Genomic DNA, 18,854 nt, shown 5'->3' with positions numbered 1-18,854 from the left:
CTCGGTTGCACCACGAATGGCAGACCGCCTGCTACAACTCTCCCGCGCTTACCAGAGACTGCAGGTGGACTACCAGACACTGGCCGAATCGATTGCCGGAGCGGATCAAAGCACTGCACGGCACCCAGTTCTCTTATGAAGAGGTCCGGGATTTTTTCTACCGATGTAACAACCATATCGAATCTCTGGACTCTGCAGCGGAAGCACTGTTCAAAAAGCAGAATTTTCACCTGGACGATCTGTTATCGGATCTTATCGGCTACCTGAAACAACAACACGATATCGATATTCAAATGGCCGATATCAGCACCAAAGGTGTGCAGAGGCTGTTTGATCCCGACACACGCATCCTCTATCTGACCAAGCCTTCATCGTCCTCTCGCCGCGCCTTCCATATCGCCCACCAGATTGCCTTTCTGGTCTGTCGCGAGCAGATAGAACAGGAGATTGAATCGGCTGAACTGGTCAGTCCCCAAGCCAGAAGTATCTGCCGTGTCGGCCTAGCCAATTACTTTGCCGGCGCACTGCTGATGCCCTACACCAGTTTCCTCCAGGATGCCAAGCAGCTGAGATATGACATTGAACGCCTGAGTGGTCTCTACAGCACTAGCTTCGAACAGGTTTGCCACCGGCTGAGCACCCTTCAGCGGAGTGAAAACAAAGGCGTACCCTTCTACTTTATCCGGGTGGATATTGCCGGCAACATCTCCAAGCGGCAGAGCGCCACCAGCTTCCATTTTGCCCGGCTGGGCGGTGTCTGCCCGCTGTGGAATATTCACGAGGCATTCTCGTCCCCCAACACTATTCTCACGCAGCTGGCACGTATGCCTGACGGCAAGACCTATCTCTGTCTGGCGCGGACGGTATATGAGAGCGGGAACAGTTATCTGCAGCCTCAAAGAAGATTTGCCATTGGCTTGGGTTGTGAGATTAGGCATGCCCACAAACTGGTTTACTCCACCGGTCTCGATCTGAAAGACCCGGATGCAGTGGAACATATCGGCGTCAGCTGCCGTGTCTGTGAACGCAAAAACTGCCCGCAGCGCGCCTTCCCCCCCTTGTCACGCAGGCTCAGTATCGACGAGAATGCACGCAGTGCATTTCCATATCCGTTCGAAGGCCCGGAGGAACAGTGACAATAAACCGCCAGCAACACTGGGAGAACGTCTACCGGGCAAAACAGGAGGGTGAAACAAGCTGGTTTCAACCCTCGCCTGATCTATCACTTAAACTGATTGAGGCAACCGGCATCAATCATGGTGACGCTATCATCGACGTCGGCAGCGGCACCTCCAGGCTGGTGGACTGCCTGCTGACCAACGGGTACAACAATATTTCACTGCTCGACATCTCCAGTACCGCCATCCAGGCAACAAAGAAGCGCCTGGGAGAAGCGTCGGATAGCATCAACTGGTTAATTTCGGATGTTACTGAGTTCAGCTTGGACCATCCGATCAAACTCTGGCATGACCGTGCAGTATTCCACTTTCTGACCAATGAAGACGACAGAATTGCCTATATTCACCAACTGAAGCAGTACCTTCCTGCCGAAGGTCACCTGATGATAGCGGCATTCTCTCCTGAAGGGCCAAAGCAGTGCAGCGGCCTGGATATTGTGCAATACGACACTCATCGGATTCAACAGACGCTGGGGCAGGAATTTAAACTGCGGGAGAGCGTCTGTGAAATTCATCTGACACCGGCGGGAGGAGAGCAGCATTTCAACTACTTCCGTTTCCTGCGTATCAACTGAACACTATGCAAAATCTGATCGACCCTGACACTAACCTAGTGAACAAACAGTTTGCGGTGGTCTATACACCCAAAAAAACAACGCCATCGTTTTCCAGAAAATTGCATTCAGATAAAAAATTCAGCAGAGAAGACCATCGCCGATGCTGACTCAGCCAATAAACAGCACGCGGCACTGGTTCATGGTCCTTCCCGGTCTTCCGAGGGCCTCAAGCTTTACTATCTGATCGAGTGGCTTGAATAGTCTGGTTAAAAAATTCTGTTCAACCCGTTTAGAGCAGCGACCCGGTAAGCCTCCGCCATTGTGGGATAGTTAAATGTGGTCTCAGTAAAGTAGAGCAGGCTGTTAGCGGCCCCTTCCCGGGCCATGATGGCTTGGCCAATATGAATAATTTCCGCCGCTGTCTCTCCAAAGCAGTGGATACCCAGAATCTCAAGGGTCTCTCTGTGGAACAGTATCTTCAGCATGCCAACGGTATGACCGGTAATCTGGGCACGGGCAATACTCTTGAACATGGCATGCCCCACTTCATAAGGTACCTGCTGTTCGGTCAACTCTCTTTCAGTACGGCCGAGTGAGCTGATTTCAGGGTTGGTATAAATACCCGTGGGAAAGTCTTCAATCATGCTCCAGTCACATTCACCATCGACAATATGGGCACCCACAAACCGGCCTTGATCATAACTGGCGCTGGCCAACCCCGGGAGACCGACAACATCACCCACCGCATAGATATGAGAACAGGCGGTCATGTAAGTCTTGTCCACCTTGATCTGTCCACGGTGATTAACCTCCAAGCCAATCTCTTCCAGGTCCATTCCGGCAGTGTTTCCCGATCGGCCATTGGCCCAAAGCAGAATATCGGTTTTGAATTTTTTCCCCGACTTGCAGTGAAGAACCACACCATCAGCCATCGGTTCAACCTGGTCGAACGCCTCATTATGCCGAATCACAACACCTTGGTTTCGCAGATGGTAACTCAGGGCATCGGTGATCTCATTATCCAGAAAAGAGAGCAGGCGGTCACGAGTATCAACCAGATTCACCTTTACATCCAAGTTGCAAAAAATGGAGGCGTATTCGCAGCCGATCACTCCGGCACCATAGATAGTCAGTGACTTCGGGGTGCGCGCCAGAGAGAGAATGGAATCACTGTCATGAATACGGGGATGGCTGAAATCGATATCCTGTGGATGATAGGGTGAAGAGCCGGTAGCAATAACAAAGTTATCGGCCTCGACCTTGTCTTCCGAGCCATCAGGGTTAATCACTGCCAGAGTATGCGCATCAATAAAGCTTGCGATACCGTATATGATCTCTACCTTATTACGGGCATAGTAGCGGTAACGTGTAGCGACCTGATTCTGGATCACCGAGTCGGCAGCGGTCAAAAGCTGAGGGTAATCAATATTGATCTGTTCAACCGTGTGCTGGAAGAGAGGGTTTCTTTTGTAATCAACCAGCATCTGGATGTTGTGCCTGAGCGCTTTGCTCGGGATAGTTCCCCAGTGCGTGCTCCCGCCTCCGACCTGGGCATGTTTTTCAACAATGGCGACCTGACGGCCCGATTTGGTCAACTTCATGGCGGCACCTTCGCCACCAGGCCCACTGCCAATCATAATGGCGTCATAATGTTTTATTGTCATCGGCTCTCTGCTTCAGTTTTATGAATAGACAGTATAGGTGCAGACACTTGCGCATTTACTCCTCGTCGAGCGCCAACTCCAGTACAACTTCCTGCATGTCGCTGACCGGCATCCGCACAAAGCCATTTTTGGCAAACACTCTCAACATCGGTTTGTTATCGGCACGCACGCTGGCGGTCAGTTTGCTGAGGCCGCGTTGACGGCCAATAGCGATAATCTCCTTCAGTAGCCGCCTAGCCAGACCACGCCCCCTTAGTGCCTCCCGGACCACAAAGGCAACCTCGGCGGCATTACTCTGCTCCAGATAGTAGAAACGACCAATCGCTTCAATCTCTTCACGTGGACCCTTCGACTGGGTGATACAGAGTGCCAGATCTTTCGCCTGATCGACGGCCACCAGCGCAGACGCCTTCTCCCGAGACATCTGCTTTGGATGGTGGCTGTAGCGCATCAACAGAGTCTCTTTGGTGTGCGAGTAGAAAAACTCCTGAAGCAGCCGCTCGTCAGAAGGCTGCAATGGGCGCAGATTGTAGCGTTCACCATCCTTCAGCTTCAGTTTGCGCACCTCCATGTTGCCCCATTCAGGGACATCGGTCGGCTTCTGCAGCTGATAGTCCGGCACCCAATAGTGCTTGCGTACTTCGCGCAGCAGTTCGTCGCGAAACTTCGGATGAGCCACCTGAATCAGTTCCAATGCCCGTTCGCGGATGCTTTTGCCGCGCAATGTGGCAATGCCATACTCGGTAACCATGTAGTGTACATCGCCGCGTGAGGTGGCCACCCCGGAGCCCTGGGTCACAAAGGGAACGATCTTGTAGACAGTCCCGTTCTTGGAAGTCGACGGCAGTGCGATGATCGGACGCCCTCCCTTGCTCATGGCCGCCCCACGGATGAAATCGACCTGGCCGCCAATGCCGCTGTAAAAACGGAAGCCCAGGGAGTCAGCCACCACCTGACCAGTCAGATCCACCTCGATGGCACCATTGATCGAGACCATGCGATCGTTCTTGGCGATGTTAGCCGGGTTATTGACGTGCTCAGACGGATAGAATTCGACATGCGGGTTCTGGTGTACAAAATCGTAGAGCCGCTGCGTACCAAGACAGAAAGTGGTAATGGTTTTGCCACGGTGAAAAGTCTTACGCCGGTTGTTAATCACTCCACTGTTGATCAGCTCAATAATACCGTCACTGAACATCTCCGAGTGCACCCCAAGATCCTTGTGGTTGCTCAGATAGTGCAGCACCGCATTGGGAATCTTACCGATGCCGAGTTGCAGCGTGGCACCATCTTCGATCAACATGGAGACATATTGACCGATCTGTTCGGTAACCCGGTCAATCTCCGGATCCTCAAGTTCAAACAGCGGCTCCTCCGCTTCCATCCAGGCATCGATCTGGCTCATGTGGATAAAACTGTGACCGTTTGTGGCCGGCATTTTCGGGTTGATCTGCGCGATGATCTGGCGTGCATAGCGGCAGGCTGATGAGACCACATCCACTGAAACACCGAGCGAACAGTAGCCGTGTTTGTCGGGTGGGCTGACGGATACCAGCGCCGCATCCAGCGGCAATATCTGATCTTTGAAAAGGCCCGGTATTTCGGAGAGGAAGCAGGGGGTGTAGTCGGCATAGCCGCCAGCCACCGCACGCCGGGTTCCTGGACCGAGAAACAGCGAATTGACCCGAAACAGATCACGGTATTTCTTATTGACCCATGCATTCTTACCCATGGTCAGAATGTGCACCACCTCGATATCACGAAGCGGGCCGGCATTGTCGATCAGATCCTGTATCAGCACATTGGGCACTGCGGCATTTGAGCCAATGAAGATCCGGTCGCCCGATTTGATGAGCTTCTGCCAATCAGTGGAAAGTTTGCTTGTCATGATAAATCTCAGTAAATGGTGGATTCAAGTTGCAAGTACACCACCTGTACTCGTCAGAAAGACTTCGTTAGATATCTGGTAATTGAGGCATTTCCGAGCTCGATTGTTGAGCTTTTCCACCACAGTTGCAAGCATTGGATCAGTGACCTTTCGCCAATCGATTCCCTATAGAGATGGTCTGAAAAATTGAAGTTTTTCACTTCACTTGCCATCCAATCTTGAATATTTGTAAAAACAACCCGGGTTATTCTCGGATTTGACCTTAATTTTGGCTATTCCGGGGCTTTCAGTCGCAACTTGCCTATGAAATGGCTAATAAATACCGCTTAGCCAGTACCCGATTAATCAAGGCACACTTGATAAACACACAATGGGTATTTTTCTCAAGCTCTCGATAGCGAACCTTGTTAAAACCAAACTGCTGCTTCATTACACCGAATACATGCTTTACTCTGGCGCGCGTTCCCGATTTGTATCGATTCGCTGATGGCTCTTGTCCGGTTAATTGTCGATTACGACAGGCTTTCTTCTGGGTAAAATCTTTGGCCTCTGGCGTGACCTTCCCCCCATCTTAATACCAAGACTCGGATGAGATAATTCATTCTAAGCGGCCCTATTCACAAAGGCCACAGGTGACAAATAATTTAATGCGCTATGAGGCCGCACGTGATTGTAGTGCTCTCGCCATTGATCAATTTCATGTCTAGCGTCATCAATGGACCTGAACCAATGCTGATTTAAGCATTCATTTCTGAATTTACCGTTTAAGCTTTCTACAAACGCATTCTGAGTAGGCTTACCTGGCTGAATAAAACCTAGCTTAACGCCACTTTCTTTTTGCCAGTAGAACATCGCCTTGCTAGTAAACTCAGTACCGTTGTCGCAGATTATTTGATCCGGAGCGCTCCTTAGCTCAATCACCTGAGTTAAAAAACGAGCGACCTGGTGACCATTGATCGAGAAGTCAGAGAGCTGGCCAATAACTTCTCTTGAGTAATGATCAATCACATTAAATACTCGAAAGCGGCGACCATTAGCCAACTGATCACTGACAAAATCCATTGACCAGCGTATATTTTTACCAATGGGCATAATCGTTGGCATTCTTGGTCGTATTATCTTCTTGCGTTTTTTAGTCCTCACTTGAAGACCTTCTTCGTTATAGACTCGGTAGGTCCGCTTCTTGTTTTTCACAAGCCCCTCTCCTCTCAGGAGGCCATGTAAAAACAAATAACCATAACTCGGATGCTTTTTTGCCAGCTCAAGTAACCGTTTGCGTAGAGGCTCATCTTTTCCCCATTGAGTAACGTACCGAAAAGCGGTTCTACTTAAGCCTACTAATTGGCAAGCTCTACGCTCACTTAATTTGAACAGCGACTTAAGGTAGCTCACGATTTGTTTTCTATCAGCAGGCTTTACCACTTTTTTGAGAGCACATCCTTCATCGCCTCAGCTTCAAGCATTTTCTCGGCAAGTAACTTCTTAAGCTTGTTGTTTTCGCTTTCAAGCTCTTTGAGCCGTTTGGCTTCTGAGACATCCATCCCGGCGTATTTGCTTCGCCAGTTATAAAAGCACCCGGTTGAAATGCCGAACTGACGACAAATGTCATCAACTTTTACCCCTGACTCATGCTGCTTGATGGCACCAATAATTTGCTCTTCTCTGTAACGCTTCTTCTTCATCTTGAGATCTCCTAATACACAGACTAATTGGAAATCTCATCCTTGTCATGGCTCTATTTCTGGGGGAATGGTCAACGCCAATATGGGCCTTCATGCCAGAGTACCATTAGATTACCTTTGCGGGTTTGATGCATATCCGGATTACGGCTTTTCTCTTTGTTCTTCGTTGAACTTGGCGCATTGATGATCGTGGCATCAACAAGGAGTTTCCCGGTTGAGCTTCATACCATTCTCGGCTAGGTAAACATTGACCAAGCGAAACAGCTCATCCCCAAGATTATTCCTTTCCATCAGATGGCGAAAATTGCCGATGGTTGTTTCATCCGGTACAGGCTCATTACCCAGATCGATACTGACGAGCTTACTCATGGCACGTGAATCATGAAGCGCTTCTTCCGCTGCAGCGTCAGAGAGCTCAAACCAGTGATGTAGAAAGTGGGTGCGCCGCATGCGCTCTAGAACAATGGGCTTTCTACCTGCGTCCTTCGGATTTGGGTAACAGGGTGCTATGACCTCGCAAGCTCCTTCCAGGGGATGATTTGCTTCATCTCATCCAGAACTGCTCCTTGCGGATCTTTTTTCGGTATTTTTCAAAACCCATGGCTTCTAAGCTTTGATGTTTCATCGGTTTCCTGGAACTGGTGATCTTATGAATCAATGGTATACGATTGCTTTAATTAATCAGGAATGGCCTAGAAAAATAATGGCGTAGTAGTCACTGCTGTCCCACTTATTTTCAGCGAAAACAATAACCCTAATTGAGGCGAGGCTATCTGCAGATCCGGCGGGGCCTAAACAGCTGTATCAAGTCTCGCTTAGCAAATAAATCCAGATGGATCAGTCGACTCATCTGCTGAAGACTTTGGCTGATTCTTGCCTGGAATTTTAAGTACGCCAGTATCAGGTAAATACATAGCACCACCCAAACCTGCGTCATGACAGCATTATCCGTGTTACCCATAAAGGCTTTGATCTTGAGATTCTGCTTAATCCATTTAAAGAACAACTCAACCTGCCAGCGTTGCTTGTAAATATCGGCAATAATCTTTGCTGACCAGTCAAGGTGGTTGGTAATGAAGACATTATGCTTATTGGTTTTGGCATCATAAAAACCGACTCGTCTGACCGCCATCAGGTTGTTTTTTCTAGACCGATCAGAAGTGTACTATAATTTGGTCGCTGGTAATTCCCTGTGATTTATTCACTGTTCGTCGTTCCAGTACACGGTATTTTGTATTGCTCCGAATTCGTGTGACAAAAAATATTCCTTTTTCAGTCAACTGGTTATGCCAGGTGTAGTCGGCATACCCCTTGTCGAAGACGAGCACACTGCCTTTAGGGAAACTCGTGAGTTTAGCCTGTGTTTAGTCACCAGTTTTACCCAAAGCAACGGCTGCAAATGCTGGAATCAAACCGTCATGATCAAGCCCAATATGCAATTTGTAGGCGCCTTTCATTTTATTGTATTCAGCCTGAGGAAATACCTTGAGCGACACATCAAGCAATGAAGCATCCAGTGAAAACAGTTTCTTCTTAAAACGGAATTTATGGCTGGGGGAGCCGCTTTGACAGCGTGCGTATAACTTCCCAAAGAGCTCTTCATAAAAACCGGAAGAAAGATTTTGATTGGCTCGACTCAGGGTTGTTCGCTTGATTGACCCGCTTCCCAAGTGATACGTCAGGGGAATAAGGATCAGCAAAGTAAACATTTATGCCTGTGGCCTCTTCAATTTTCTTGAACTAGGCACATTCTTTACCGTTATCAACCGCACAGAATTGTGCACCATTTCTCCGGCTATGATCTTAAGGGAATCTCTAAAAACCTGACAAAGCCCGATAGTCTCTAGCAAATCCGGAGAGCCCGGTATCTTCACGCTGCCCTGCCCGATGCTACGCGCTAGTCGATTGGCCTGCTGGGCAAAATCGTGAACTTCTGCTGATGCGATGACGTACTTGCGAATGACCTTGTACTGCCGATCTATTCTGATGTGGCTTTTGTACCCATAGTGGGTTTTGCCATGCTTCATGGTCCAGGGGGCCTTCTTCTGGCGGCATTTGTTATCACCCCATGCCTCAGGGCTGTCCCCAGCTTTGATCTACCTATTTTCCTTTCGCGTATTACGTTGCTTGGGTACTGGAGCGATAACGGAATCTACGAATCTGTCCCTTGCGAACACTAGAGCCTGCTGCATCAATCTGGATCAACAGCTTTGGAAAGAGTTTATCAACAAGGCCTCATTCTTTCAGGCGCTCACGATACACCAGAATCGTTTTGGCATCGGGTACTTTACCTTCCTGGCTCAGCCAAAGAAATCGATAAAAGCTATAGTAATCCAGAATTTAGGACTCTATTTGATCATCATTCAGATTGAACAAATACTGTAGGACCAACACCTTGAGCATCAGTACCGCATCGTAAGGTGGACGCCCACCTTTACTGAGATCGCTGTTTTTATAAACAGAGCCAACAATACCCGAAAAGCCTCCTAGGCTACGGTCCTTTCCAGCTTTGGCAGCGGGTCTCCCAGTTGCTCAAGGAGTTCAAGTTGGCCTTGATGGCCAAAAAAAATCGGTTGCAGGGCTTTTATCAATGGTTGGTTGAATTGGTTACTATCATCGCTTATTTGCGAAGGTTTTTAGAGGCTCCCTTATATCAATATACAAATGTGCGCTAGGTTAACATATAGTGAATATCGTCAAGAGACGGAGTGCGTTGTTGGTATTCTCGGCCCGACGATAAGAAGACTATTTGTACACCTCACCTTCATAAGCCTAGCCCATTTTCTGTAACCCACTGCTCAATTTGGGAGAACAGAAACAAGTAGATAAATCCGTATTTGGGCCGTTCTCAAGAAGTCCAAAATCACTTACATATACTCTGTTCTGTAGGGTATTACTGAGAACTTGCAATATTTGCATTTTCCGGTTGTCTGCTGAAAAATCGCTTGACCGCAGTTGTATGGACTCTGCATGATAGGCTGAGGAGTAACTTCATTGGTTCACTGGAAAGCCCTCCTGGCAGGGGTTGCAACGATTATTGTGTTGGGCTTACTGGCACAGATGATTTTTCTCTTTTTTGTAACAGGGCTGACACTCTTGACGAAGAGCCATCCTCTTCACGCCGAATACGGAAGAGTTATACCCCTGGCTTTTGGCCTCCCGCTATTTCTTCTGGTGATGGGAATCGGGGCTGCGCTTTATTCCCGGGAAAAAGTCATTGCCTATGGGGCTGTTGTGGGCGGAATAGCCACAAGCTTCTCATTGGTTCCTTCATTGATGACAGGGAGGCTGATGCTGGCAGGGGTGTTGTTTTTGCTGGGAGGCGTCGTTTTTACTGCCTTGGGTAGCTTTCTGTGAAAGCGGAGAAATAGTATTGATACAGGCGCTTAGGGCAGGGGAATTGCCGTTCTGTCCACCACTTGGCGCATGACAAAACTGGAGTGAACTCCGGTGACACCTTTTATGCGGGTGATCTTATTCAGCAGTAGCGATTGATATGCTTCCATATCCCGTACGATCACTTTAAGTTGATAATCGGCGTCCTGCCCGGTGATCAGCAGACACTCCAGTACTTCTGGCAGCGCTTTTACCGTTGCATCAAAGTTGGAGAAACGCTCCGGTGTATGGCGGTCCATCGAGATGTGGATCAGTGCCTGCAGGCTCAATCCCAGCATTTTTGCATCCACCAGTGCCCGGTAGCCAGTTATCAGCCCGTTCTCCTCAAGGGCGCGGACCCGACGCAGGCAGGGTGACTGGGAGAGGCCGATCTGCTCGGCCAGATCCTGGTTGCTGATTCGGCCATCCTGCTGCAGGAGTTCTAGAATCCTGCGATCATAACGATCAATCTTCATAAATTGTGTTCTAATTAGTTTATTAGCAATATATAGCCAATATATTAGTTTATTTAGCAAGATAAAATACATATTTATTGAAATTAGGGTTAATTAAGCAAACAAATGCCCGCCTGTTTGGCTTAATCTATGTTTATCCGTTACCGCGGATAGATTCAGGCTTCTGTTTTAACCGGCAGATGCCATTAAGGCTGGCCTCACAAGGGCTGCCAAAGCTACATCCTCCATCAGAAGATTGGCTGAACTCCGTCACCAACGGATCTATATCGATTTAACTTAAAGGAGTAGATTGTGAAACCGTTTGACCACCGCAAATACCGTCCCGCACCTGCGGTCCCGTTAGCTAGTCGCCAGTGGCCGGAGCATGCTATTGAGCGAGCGCCTATCTGGGCCAGTGTTGACCTGCGTGACGGTAATCAGGCACTGCTGGAACCGATGAATGTCGGGCAGAAGAGGCGGCTCTGGAATTTGTTGGTCGAGCTTGGTTTTAAGGAGATCGAGATCGGTTTTCCCTCAGCCAGCCAGCCGGACTATGATTTTGTTCGCTGGTTGATCGAGGAGGGCCGGATTCCTCAGGATGTGACGGTACAGGCACTGGTCCAGGCCAGGGAAGAGCTTATTGCCCGGACTTTTGAATCCCTTAAAGGGGCGCGCCTGGCGATTGTCCATGTCTATAACTCCGTATCTACCGTGCAACGTGAACGGGTGTTCGGGAAAGGCAAGGAGGGAATTACTGCTATTGCCCGCCATGGTGCTGAGCTTTTACGCCAGGAGGCAGAGAAGTACCCCGAGACTGAGTGGGTGTTCCAGTATTCACCGGAAAGCTTTACCAGTACCGAGATGGATTACGCGGTAGAGGTGTGTGAAGCAGTGCTGGATGAGTGGCAACCAACGCCGGAACGCCCCTGTATTATCAATCTGCCGGCCACAGTCGAAGTCGCTACACCGAACCTGTTCGCAGATCAGGTGGAGTACTTTGCCACGCATATCAGCCGACGTGACAGCATTATTCTCTCGGTGCATACCCATAATGACCGGGGCTGTGCCGTCGGTGCTGCCGAACTGGCACTTTTAGCCGGCGCTGACCGGATTGAGGGCACGCTGCTCGGGAATGGCGAGCGGACGGGAAATTGCGACATAGTGACCATGGCAATGAACCTCTATAGTCAGGGGGTGAACCCGCAACTGGATCTCTCCAATCCGGATCAGATTATCCAGGTGGCGACAGAGTGTACCGGCATGCCGGTACACCCCAGGCACCCCTGGGTGGGCGAACTGGTTTATACTGCCTTTTCCGGCAGTCATCAGGATGCAATTAATAAATGTCTCCATCTGCAGCAACCGGATAAACCCTGGCAAGTAGCTTACCTGCCGATCGATCCAAAGGACCTAGGTCGTGACTATCAGGCGGTAATTCGGGTAAACAGTCAGTCGGGCAAGGGTGGTGTCGCATTTGTGCTGGAGCGCGACTATGGCCTCAGGCTGCCGCGCTGGATACAGGTGGAGCTGGCTCAGCAGGTTCAGCGGGTCAGTGAACGGAAAACCGGTGAGATTGAGAGTAGTGAAATCCACAGGCTGTTTCTGCAGTACTTTATTCCTGATCAGGAGCAGTTGCAACTGCTTGGCTACCGATTGAATCACGACAGTCGTGATGTGATCGAAGCCACAGTGCTTAACAACGGCAGCAAGCAACAACTGCATGGTGAAGGCGAGGGCGCTATCTCTGCATTTGTCGATGCCTGGGTTCGTCACAGCGGCCAACACCTTAATGTTGTCGATTACAGTGAACATGCCATTGGCGAAGGCACTGATGCAGAGGCAGTGGCCTATGTTCAGCTTAATGTGGGTGGTGAGCGGGTGTCAGGCGTATCCTTCGATCACGACACCGTCAGTGCTTCGCTCAAAGCGGTTTTATCTGCATTGAACAGGGCGCAGATGGAGCAGGTTGTTGCGGCATGACAGCGATAGGTGGATTCTCAACTCCAAAATGCACCACAAACCATCTCTTGTCGTCATTTTAGTGCAAAAGAACGCCTATGCTTATGCACCTTTTACATTGGCGTTTAAGTTATCGAGATATTGGTCGTCGTTTGGTTCGTCATCACACCATCTCACGTGAAGTGAAACGCAATGGTCGACTCATGGCCTGTTACTAGGATGAGTTTGCGCAGGAACGTGCGATTGCATTGTGTCATTGAGTAGTTACGGGGGGGTTGGTCACAGGAAACAATGGTTGGACGCCTCAAGCTGGATCATCTTCGAAGTGCCCGCCTGCGAATTAGCCCAGAAGGTATCTATCGATGGATATACGAGGATGCGGCACAGGGCGGTTCTTTGTACCAACATCTGCTGAGGCGGCACAAAAAGCGTCTAAGACAGCAGCAATACGGGATTGGACGTGGTTTGTACACAATCGTGTCAGCATCCATGATCGCTCTTTGAGTATTGGCAACCGTTGTCGCTTTGGTCACTGGGAAGGTGATAGTGTTGGGGGAGCTAAGGGCTCAGGTGGCATTGCCACCCATGTGGAAAGAAAGAGCCGCGTACTGGTTGCCGCTAAGCTGAGCCCCAAATTATTAAGAAGCATCAAACCAGTGTCAGCGATGAGATTGAAACCAGGATCTTGTCGATGTATGGCCGGAGCTTGAGTTATTCCGATATCAGTGAACATTGTCCATGATCTCTATGGCATCTCGGTCTCTACCGCAGCAATCAAAGCGATAACCGACAAAATAATCGATACTGTAAAAGCCTAGCAACAGCGCCCACTGGATTCGCATTATCCTTTCTTGTTTGGCTGGACGCAATTCACTACAAAGTAAAGGGCTCAAGGCCGCTACCAAAATCGCGCTGTTTATACCGTTCTTGGGCCGAATATTGAAGGCAAAAAAGAAGTGTTGGGGTTATACCTGTCCGAAAGTGAGGGCGCTGATTTCTGGTTGGGCATACTGAGTGATTTACAAAATCGGGGGGTGAACGATACCCCGGGGACATTCGTCGAGTTATTTATACGACTAACTCTATTGAAGCAGTGCATCGATAATTCCGGAAACTGACAAAAGCCAAGGGCGGTTTTCCGAATGACAACAGCGTAGGCCGGATTGAGCTGAATGGGCTTGATCTTAAAGTAACCCAGCAGAGCAATAGCATAGCATTTATGATTGCGATCCCTGATGGATTTAATAACGTCCTGCTCCAGATCATTCAGAGTAAAACTGATACGTTTTTCTTCCAGTGACAGGCTGGGAACGCCATATAAATCGTTAATTTCTGCTTCGTGGAGTACGGTCAGGCGTTCTTTATAAGGCATAGGCTTCTCGTAAAAGCCGGAATATTACTATAATTGGGATATTGCAGTGATTTCGAAAATTAAGGCACCTCTAGAAGCCTTATGAGGCGTGGGCTGTAGCGATAAGTGTCACTTTAGGACGGAATGTCCCCAGAACCCCATACTGGCGCGGTGCCGGGGTTATTATAGCACTGGGGGAAGTAAACGACTAGCTCAAGCGCTTGGCTATCTCCTGCGCTGACTCGTTGTAGTACACCATCAATGTCTTTAAATCCCTGATACCTACCATTCTGGCCAGATCAAGATACATCCAACTTTTTAGCCAATCGGGTAATCGCCTCATGCCTAGAGTCGTGGAATGTCAGATTCTTAATGAGTGTCCGCCCCTTGATTTTTCTGAACAGGTAGGAAATCTGGTCAGATGTCAGCTTGAAGTCTGAACCCACCAAAGAGAGGAGGCGTACGGCTTCAGTGGACAGAGGGATGTTTCTTGTATGTGCCGTTTTTGGTTTCTGGCAGATGCGCCACTCTTTGACTTAAATCAATATCGACCTTTCTCAGTCCGGCAATCTCTCCAGCCCTCATGCCGGTTTCAATGGCAAACAGGAAGGCCAGTCCTGCTCTTGATATCAGGTTATCGTAATTATCCCCTGCGGCATAGAGTACCTGGTCAATCTCATCCTGGGTTATCAGCCGCTCTCTGGCTTTTGTTGGCGGTGGCTTGGTTACTTTTGGCAGTGGGTTCTTAGATATCCATTCCCATTCCCTGACAGCGATATTCATGGCGCTTGGCAGGATATTCCACTCACGACGAACAGACGCGTTAGAGACTGTTTCCAGGCGTCTATCGCGCCAGTCTGCAAAGTGCTGCGGTGAAAGGATATCGAGCCGTACAGCGGCAATAGGATCGCGCTGCATGAGGTTGATTCGGGATATTTTCCCACTTAGCCCCTTTCTTCTTGCTTGATACCTCTTCTAGCGTACCTATCCAACAGGTCGGAGACTGTTTTATTGCCCGGTCCAGCTACAGCCCCTTCCAGAATATCAGCTTCAATTTTTATTGCCCATGCGGTAGCCTGGGTCTTACTGGGCCATACCTTTGATCTCCTGATTCCTTAATCAGCCAGATTTCTGCTCTCCAGCCTTTACCTGTTTTCCTGTAGGCCGCCATTGCGTGATCTCATGCGTGATAATGCGAGGCATTGAAGGATATAGCACGGCGTTAAAGTGTGTCAACGGTGTGCGTGTGCGCCCGCAGATAGCTGTCTTTTCTTTTTAAAAGATGGGGTTACAGAGAATTAGTGGTGCCGAGGAGAGGACTTGAACCTCCATGGGCCAAAGCCCACTAGCACCTGAAGCTAGCGTGTCTACCAATTTCACCACCTCGGCCTACTCATTTCGGCAAGACAGCACATTGCTGCATGCCGCTTGTCGCTAGAGGCCGCGAACTTTACAGCGACATCGGGGGCTTGTCAACGGTACAATACAGGATTATTCAAGTTGACAGGATATGCCTTGTGGCAAAGCGCACACGTAAGAAAACCGCCAGAGATCTGGACCAATATAAGAGAAGAGAAGCGAATAAGTACGAGAACCCAATTCCCAGCAGGGAATTTATCGTGGAGAAGCTTGCTGAGTTAGCCGCTCCTATGAAAATGGCGGCGCTGGCAGAAGAGCTGGATCTGTCGACTGAAGAGGATTTGGAGGCCTTGCGCCGCCGTCTTAATGCCATGGAGCGGGATGGCCAACTGGTGCGTAATCGCCGGGGTGGCTTCTGTCTGGTAAACAGCAAGGATCTGATTGCAGGGCGTGTGATCGGGCACAGTAATGGTTTTGGTTTTCTCAAGCCGGATGAGGGGGGGGGGGATCTCTTTCTCTCACCCCGGCAGATGCGGGTGCTGCTGCATGACGACAGGGCAGTAGTCAGGGTGGTTGGCGTTGACAACCGGGGGCGTAAAGAGGCCGCTGTTGTTGAGGTACTGGAGCGCGGCAACCACCAGGTGGTTGGCCGTCTCTATCTGGAACATGGACTTGGCTTTGTGGTGCCGGACAATAAGCGCATCCAGCAGAAAATCGTCGTGCCTAGCGATGATCTGAAAAATGCCGGGCATGGCCAGATGGTGGTAGCGGAGATTGTTGAGCAGCCCACCAAACGCACCCAGCCTATCGGCCGTATTGTGGAAGTGCTGGGAGAGCATATGGCGCCGGGAATGGAGACGGATGTCGCTATCCGTACCCATGAGCTACCAGTTGAGTGGCCGGGTGCCGTCGAGTCTGAAATCAGCCATCTCGGTAAAAAAGTACCGGAAAAAGCGAAGAAGGGTCGGGTGGATCTGCGCGATCTTGCTCTGGTTACAATCGATGGTGCCGATGCCCGTGACTTCGACGATGCCGTTTACTGCGAAGCCAAGCCAAACGGGTGGCGTTTATTGGTTTGCATTGCCGATGTATCCAGCTATGTGATGCCCGGCAGCGCCCTGGATAAGGAGGCACGGGAGCGGGGCAACTCGGTCTATTTTCCCGACCGCGTTATCCCCATGCTGCCGGAGGTGCTTTCCAATGGCCTCTGCTCACTGAACCCTGAGATTGACCGCCTCTGCATGGTCTGCGATCTCTATATCAGTAAAGAGGGTAATATTGCCCGTTCGCGGTTCTATGAAGCGGTGATGCGTTCCCATGCACGGCTCACCTACAATGAGGTGGCTGATATGCTGATAGAAGGGGATCCTGAGCTTTGTAAAAAGCATGCTGATCTGCTGCCTCATCTGCATGAGCTCTACACCCTCTATGATGTGCTGCACACCTCCAGAAGCGTAAGGGGCGCTATCGATTTTGACACGACAGAAACCCGTATCCTGTTTAACGATGAACATAAGGTGGAGCGTATTGTGCCGCTGGAGCGCAACGATGCCCATCGTATTATTGAAGAGTGCATGCTGGCGGCCAATGTGGCAGCTGCAAGGTTGTTGCTACGCAAGAAATTGCCAGCTCTTTACCGCAACCATGAAGGGCCCAAGGCTGAAAAACTGCTTAATCTGAAGGAGTTTCTTGGTGAGTTGGCATTGAAGCTTCCCGGTGGCGAGAAACCTCAGACCAAGGACTATGCCGATCTGTTGGAGTCTGTGAAAGGTCGGCCTGACGCCCATTTGATCCAGACAGTTTTATTAAGGTCACTCTCTCAGGCAGTCTATAGTGCTGAGAATCAGGGGCACTTTGGTTTGGCTTTTCCGGCCTATGCCCATTTTACCTCACCCATCAGGCGTTATCCGGATTTGATTGTTCACCGTGCTATCAAGCATCTACTGATCAGTGGCACTGCGGAGGATTTCACCTACACCCAACATGATCTCCAGGGGTTGGGAGAGCACTGTTCATCCACCGAGCGCAGAGCCGATGAGGCAACCCGGGATGTTGCATCCTGGCTCAAGTGCGAATATATGATGGATAAGATCGGTGATTTGTTTGACGGCATCATTACCAGTGTCACCTCATTCGGTATTTTTGTGGAGCTGGATGAGATCTATGTGGATGGCTTGGTGCATATTACGGCTCTGAATCATGACTATTACCACTTCGATCCGGTTGGGCACCGTTTGACCGGTGAGCGTTCCGGGCGAATTTTCAGGTTGGGTGATTCAATGCGGGTTCAGGTTGCCGCCGTCAATCTGGATGACCGGAAGATCGATTTTGTGCTGGATACTGATGCAACCCCAAGTGCTGACAAACCCCGCCGTAGTCGAAGACGTAGCCGGAAAAAAACATCTGCCACTGTATCTGAAAAACCGGTATCTCAGAAAAAACAGGAAAAGGCGAAAAAGAAGATGGCGAAGAAGCGGGTGCAAAAAAAGGATAAAACCAAAAAGGTATAAGGAGAGGGATGGCGGTTAAGAAAAAGAGAAGTGGGGGAAAATCACCCACTGGCAAATCCCGTGACTGATTTACTGAAAGGTTACAAGTGGTGAGTACAAGCCAACTGGTAGTGGGTTTCCACAGTGTTCGCGCGGCATTAAAGCACGGTGCCGACTCTGTGTTGGAGATATGGGTGGAGAGCAAACGCCGGGATCGTCGGATCAGAGAGGTGATCGGCCTAGCGAAAGAGACCGGGGTCCGGATTTACCAGGTGGATCGGGATGAGCTGGACGCACTGGTGCCGGATGCCAATCACCAGGGGGCGATAGCGCGTACCCGCGCGCCGGCTTCGCTGGGTGAAGAGGCGCTGAAACAGCTGTTGCAAAACCTGGATCACAAACCGTTTCTGCTGATTTTGGATGGTGTCCAGGACCCGCACAATTTGGGGGCCTGTCTTAGAAGCGCAGAAGCCGCAGGTGTCGATGCTGTCATTACCCCCAAGAACCGGTCTGCCAGCTTAACCCCAACCGCCTGTAAAGTCGCCAGCGGCGCGGCAGAAAAATTACCGTTTTTCCAAGTGACCAATCTCTCCCGAACCCTTAAGTGGTTACAGAATGATCAGCGTATCTGGTTGGTGGGTGCAGCGGAGGAGGCGGAGACCAGCCTCTATAACAGCGACTTGAAGGGGTCGCTGGGTATCGTTATGGGTGGCGAGGAGAAAGGGATGCGTCGTCTTACCCGGGAGGCCTGTGACCAGCTGGCCAGCCTTCCCATGGCTGGGTGTGTAGAGAGTCTGAATGTCTCCGTTGCGGCGGGAATCTGTCTGTTCGAGGTGGTCAGGCAGCGCTCATAACAGGCCCATATTGGACAATATAGAAAATGTTTATCCAGGTTTC

General features: G+C 50.0%; 16 protein-coding genes, 1 tRNA gene and 5 pseudogenes. 8 read left to right on the top strand and 14 right to left on the bottom strand.

Features of this window, described 5'->3' with window-relative positions; translation table 11 throughout:
- Positions 1–92 precede the first annotated feature (92 nt).
- Positions 93–1,136, top strand: coding sequence for a helix-turn-helix domain-containing protein (locus MN084_RS08785; protein ID WP_320416474.1), 1,044 nt, complete (start codon positions 93–95; stop codon positions 1,134–1,136).
- Positions 1,133–1,753: a class I SAM-dependent methyltransferase gene (locus MN084_RS08780; protein ID WP_241087217.1), complete on the top strand. Its 621-nt coding sequence runs from the start codon at positions 1,133–1,135 to the stop codon at positions 1,751–1,753. Before MN084_RS08785 ends, MN084_RS08780 begins: the two co-directional genes overlap by 4 nt.
- A 248-nt stretch (positions 1,754–2,001) precedes the next feature.
- Here the strand turns inward: MN084_RS08780 and sthA are convergent, their stop codons facing one another.
- The 10 genes and pseudogenes from sthA to MN084_RS19575 all read right to left on the bottom strand — a co-directional run bounded on the left by sthA (position 2,002) and on the right by MN084_RS19575 (position 9,372).
- On the bottom strand, positions 2,002–3,399 hold the full coding sequence (sthA, locus tag MN084_RS08775) for a Si-specific NAD(P)(+) transhydrogenase (protein WP_241087218.1): 1,398 nt from the start codon (positions 3,397–3,399) through the stop codon (positions 2,002–2,004).
- A gap of 55 nt (positions 3,400–3,454) precedes the next feature.
- Positions 3,455–5,287 carry a GNAT family N-acetyltransferase gene (locus MN084_RS08770; RefSeq protein WP_241087219.1) on the bottom strand — a complete coding sequence of 611 codons (1,833 nt, stop codon included), beginning with the start codon at positions 5,285–5,287 and terminating at the stop codon, positions 3,455–3,457.
- A 301-nt stretch (positions 5,288–5,588) separates the two neighbouring features.
- Positions 5,589–5,810: pseudogene (locus MN084_RS08765) on the bottom strand (transposase); the annotation flags it as partial.
- A gap of 80 nt (positions 5,811–5,890) precedes the next feature.
- Positions 5,891–6,969, bottom strand: a protein-coding gene (locus MN084_RS08760) for an IS3 family transposase (protein ID WP_330178482.1) whose coding sequence is annotated in 2 segments (ribosomal slippage) — positions 5,891–6,717 and positions 6,717–6,969 — 1,080 coding nt in all. Because the reading frame shifts where the segments join, the coding sequence is not laid out codon by codon here.
- Between the two features lie 64 nt (positions 6,970–7,033).
- Positions 7,034–7,419, bottom strand: a pseudogene (locus MN084_RS08755) (transposase); the annotation flags it as partial.
- 319 nt (positions 7,420–7,738) lie between these two features.
- Positions 7,739–8,101 carry a transposase gene (locus MN084_RS08750; protein WP_330178481.1) on the bottom strand — a complete coding sequence of 121 codons (363 nt, stop codon included), beginning with the start codon at positions 8,099–8,101 and terminating at the stop codon, positions 7,739–7,741.
- Positions 8,102–8,123: 22 nt separating this feature from the next.
- Positions 8,124–8,300, bottom strand: a pseudogene (locus MN084_RS19580) (transposase); the annotation flags it as partial.
- Positions 8,301–8,333: 33 nt separating this feature from the next.
- Positions 8,334–8,678 carry a hypothetical protein gene (locus MN084_RS08745; protein WP_330178480.1) on the bottom strand — a complete coding sequence of 115 codons (345 nt, stop codon included), beginning with the start codon at positions 8,676–8,678 and terminating at the stop codon, positions 8,334–8,336.
- On the bottom strand, positions 8,679–9,065 hold the full coding sequence (locus tag MN084_RS08740; RefSeq protein WP_320416481.1) for a transposase: 387 nt from the start codon (positions 9,063–9,065) through the stop codon (positions 8,679–8,681).
- 244 nt (positions 9,066–9,309) lie between these two features.
- Positions 9,310–9,372, bottom strand: a complete 63-nt coding sequence (locus MN084_RS19575) for a hypothetical protein (protein ID WP_445083954.1) — start codon at positions 9,370–9,372, stop codon at positions 9,310–9,312.
- A gap of 591 nt (positions 9,373–9,963) precedes the next feature.
- On the opposite strand from MN084_RS19575, the gene MN084_RS08735 reads away from it, so the two are divergent.
- Positions 9,964–10,326, top strand: a complete 363-nt coding sequence (locus tag MN084_RS08735; protein ID WP_241087223.1) for a hypothetical protein — start codon at positions 9,964–9,966, stop codon at positions 10,324–10,326.
- Positions 10,327–10,355: 29 nt separating this feature from the next.
- Here the strand turns inward: MN084_RS08735 and MN084_RS08730 are convergent, their stop codons facing one another.
- Positions 10,356–10,820, bottom strand: coding sequence for an Lrp/AsnC family transcriptional regulator (locus MN084_RS08730; RefSeq protein WP_241087224.1), 465 nt, complete (start codon positions 10,818–10,820; stop codon positions 10,356–10,358).
- Positions 10,821–11,111: 291 nt separating this feature from the next.
- On the opposite strand from MN084_RS08730, the gene leuA reads away from it, so the two are divergent.
- From leuA to MN084_RS08720, 3 genes and pseudogenes are all read left to right on the top strand, one after another.
- The gene (gene leuA / locus MN084_RS08725) at positions 11,112–12,779 is read left to right on the top strand and encodes a 2-isopropylmalate synthase (protein ID WP_241087225.1); all 1,668 of its coding nucleotides are present in this window, start codon (positions 11,112–11,114) and stop codon (positions 12,777–12,779) included.
- A 77-nt stretch (positions 12,780–12,856) separates the two neighbouring features.
- On the top strand, positions 12,857–12,976 hold the full coding sequence (locus tag MN084_RS19570) for a helix-turn-helix domain-containing protein (protein ID WP_445083924.1): 120 nt from the start codon (positions 12,857–12,859) through the stop codon (positions 12,974–12,976).
- A gap of 407 nt (positions 12,977–13,383) precedes the next feature.
- Positions 13,384–13,801 (top strand): annotated as a pseudogene (locus MN084_RS08720) (transposase); the annotation flags it as partial.
- A gap of 179 nt (positions 13,802–13,980) precedes the next feature.
- On the opposite strand, the pseudogene MN084_RS08715 reads toward MN084_RS08720, so the two are convergent.
- The 3 genes and pseudogenes from MN084_RS08715 to MN084_RS08705 all read right to left on the bottom strand — a co-directional run.
- Positions 13,981–14,130 (bottom strand): annotated as a pseudogene (locus MN084_RS08715) (hypothetical protein); the annotation flags it as partial.
- 447 nt (positions 14,131–14,577) lie between these two features.
- A complete protein-coding gene (locus MN084_RS08710; RefSeq protein ID WP_241087226.1) occupies positions 14,578–15,027 on the bottom strand; it encodes a tyrosine-type recombinase/integrase in 450 nt (149 codons plus the stop codon).
- Between the two features lie 384 nt (positions 15,028–15,411).
- A tRNA-Leu gene (locus tag MN084_RS08705) sits at positions 15,412–15,498 on the bottom strand.
- Between the two features lie 128 nt (positions 15,499–15,626).
- On the opposite strand from MN084_RS08705, the gene rnr reads away from it, so the two are divergent.
- Positions 15,627–17,978, top strand: a complete 2,352-nt coding sequence (rnr, locus tag MN084_RS08700; protein WP_241087227.1) for a ribonuclease R — start codon at positions 15,627–15,629, stop codon at positions 17,976–17,978.
- An 89-nt stretch (positions 17,979–18,067) separates the two neighbouring features.
- Complete coding sequence (gene rlmB / locus MN084_RS08695) at positions 18,068–18,811, top strand: 23S rRNA (guanosine(2251)-2'-O)-methyltransferase RlmB (RefSeq protein ID WP_241087228.1); 744 nt, start codon at positions 18,068–18,070, stop codon at positions 18,809–18,811.
- The last annotated feature ends 43 nt before the right edge of the window (positions 18,812–18,854 follow it).

Source organism: Candidatus Vondammii sp. HM_W22, from assembly GCF_022530855.2.
Taxonomy (GTDB): domain Bacteria; phylum Pseudomonadota; class Gammaproteobacteria; order Chromatiales; family Chromatiaceae; genus Vondammii.
Note: the sequence above shows the minus strand (reverse complement) of the source record. Positions and strands in the feature narration are given on the sequence as shown.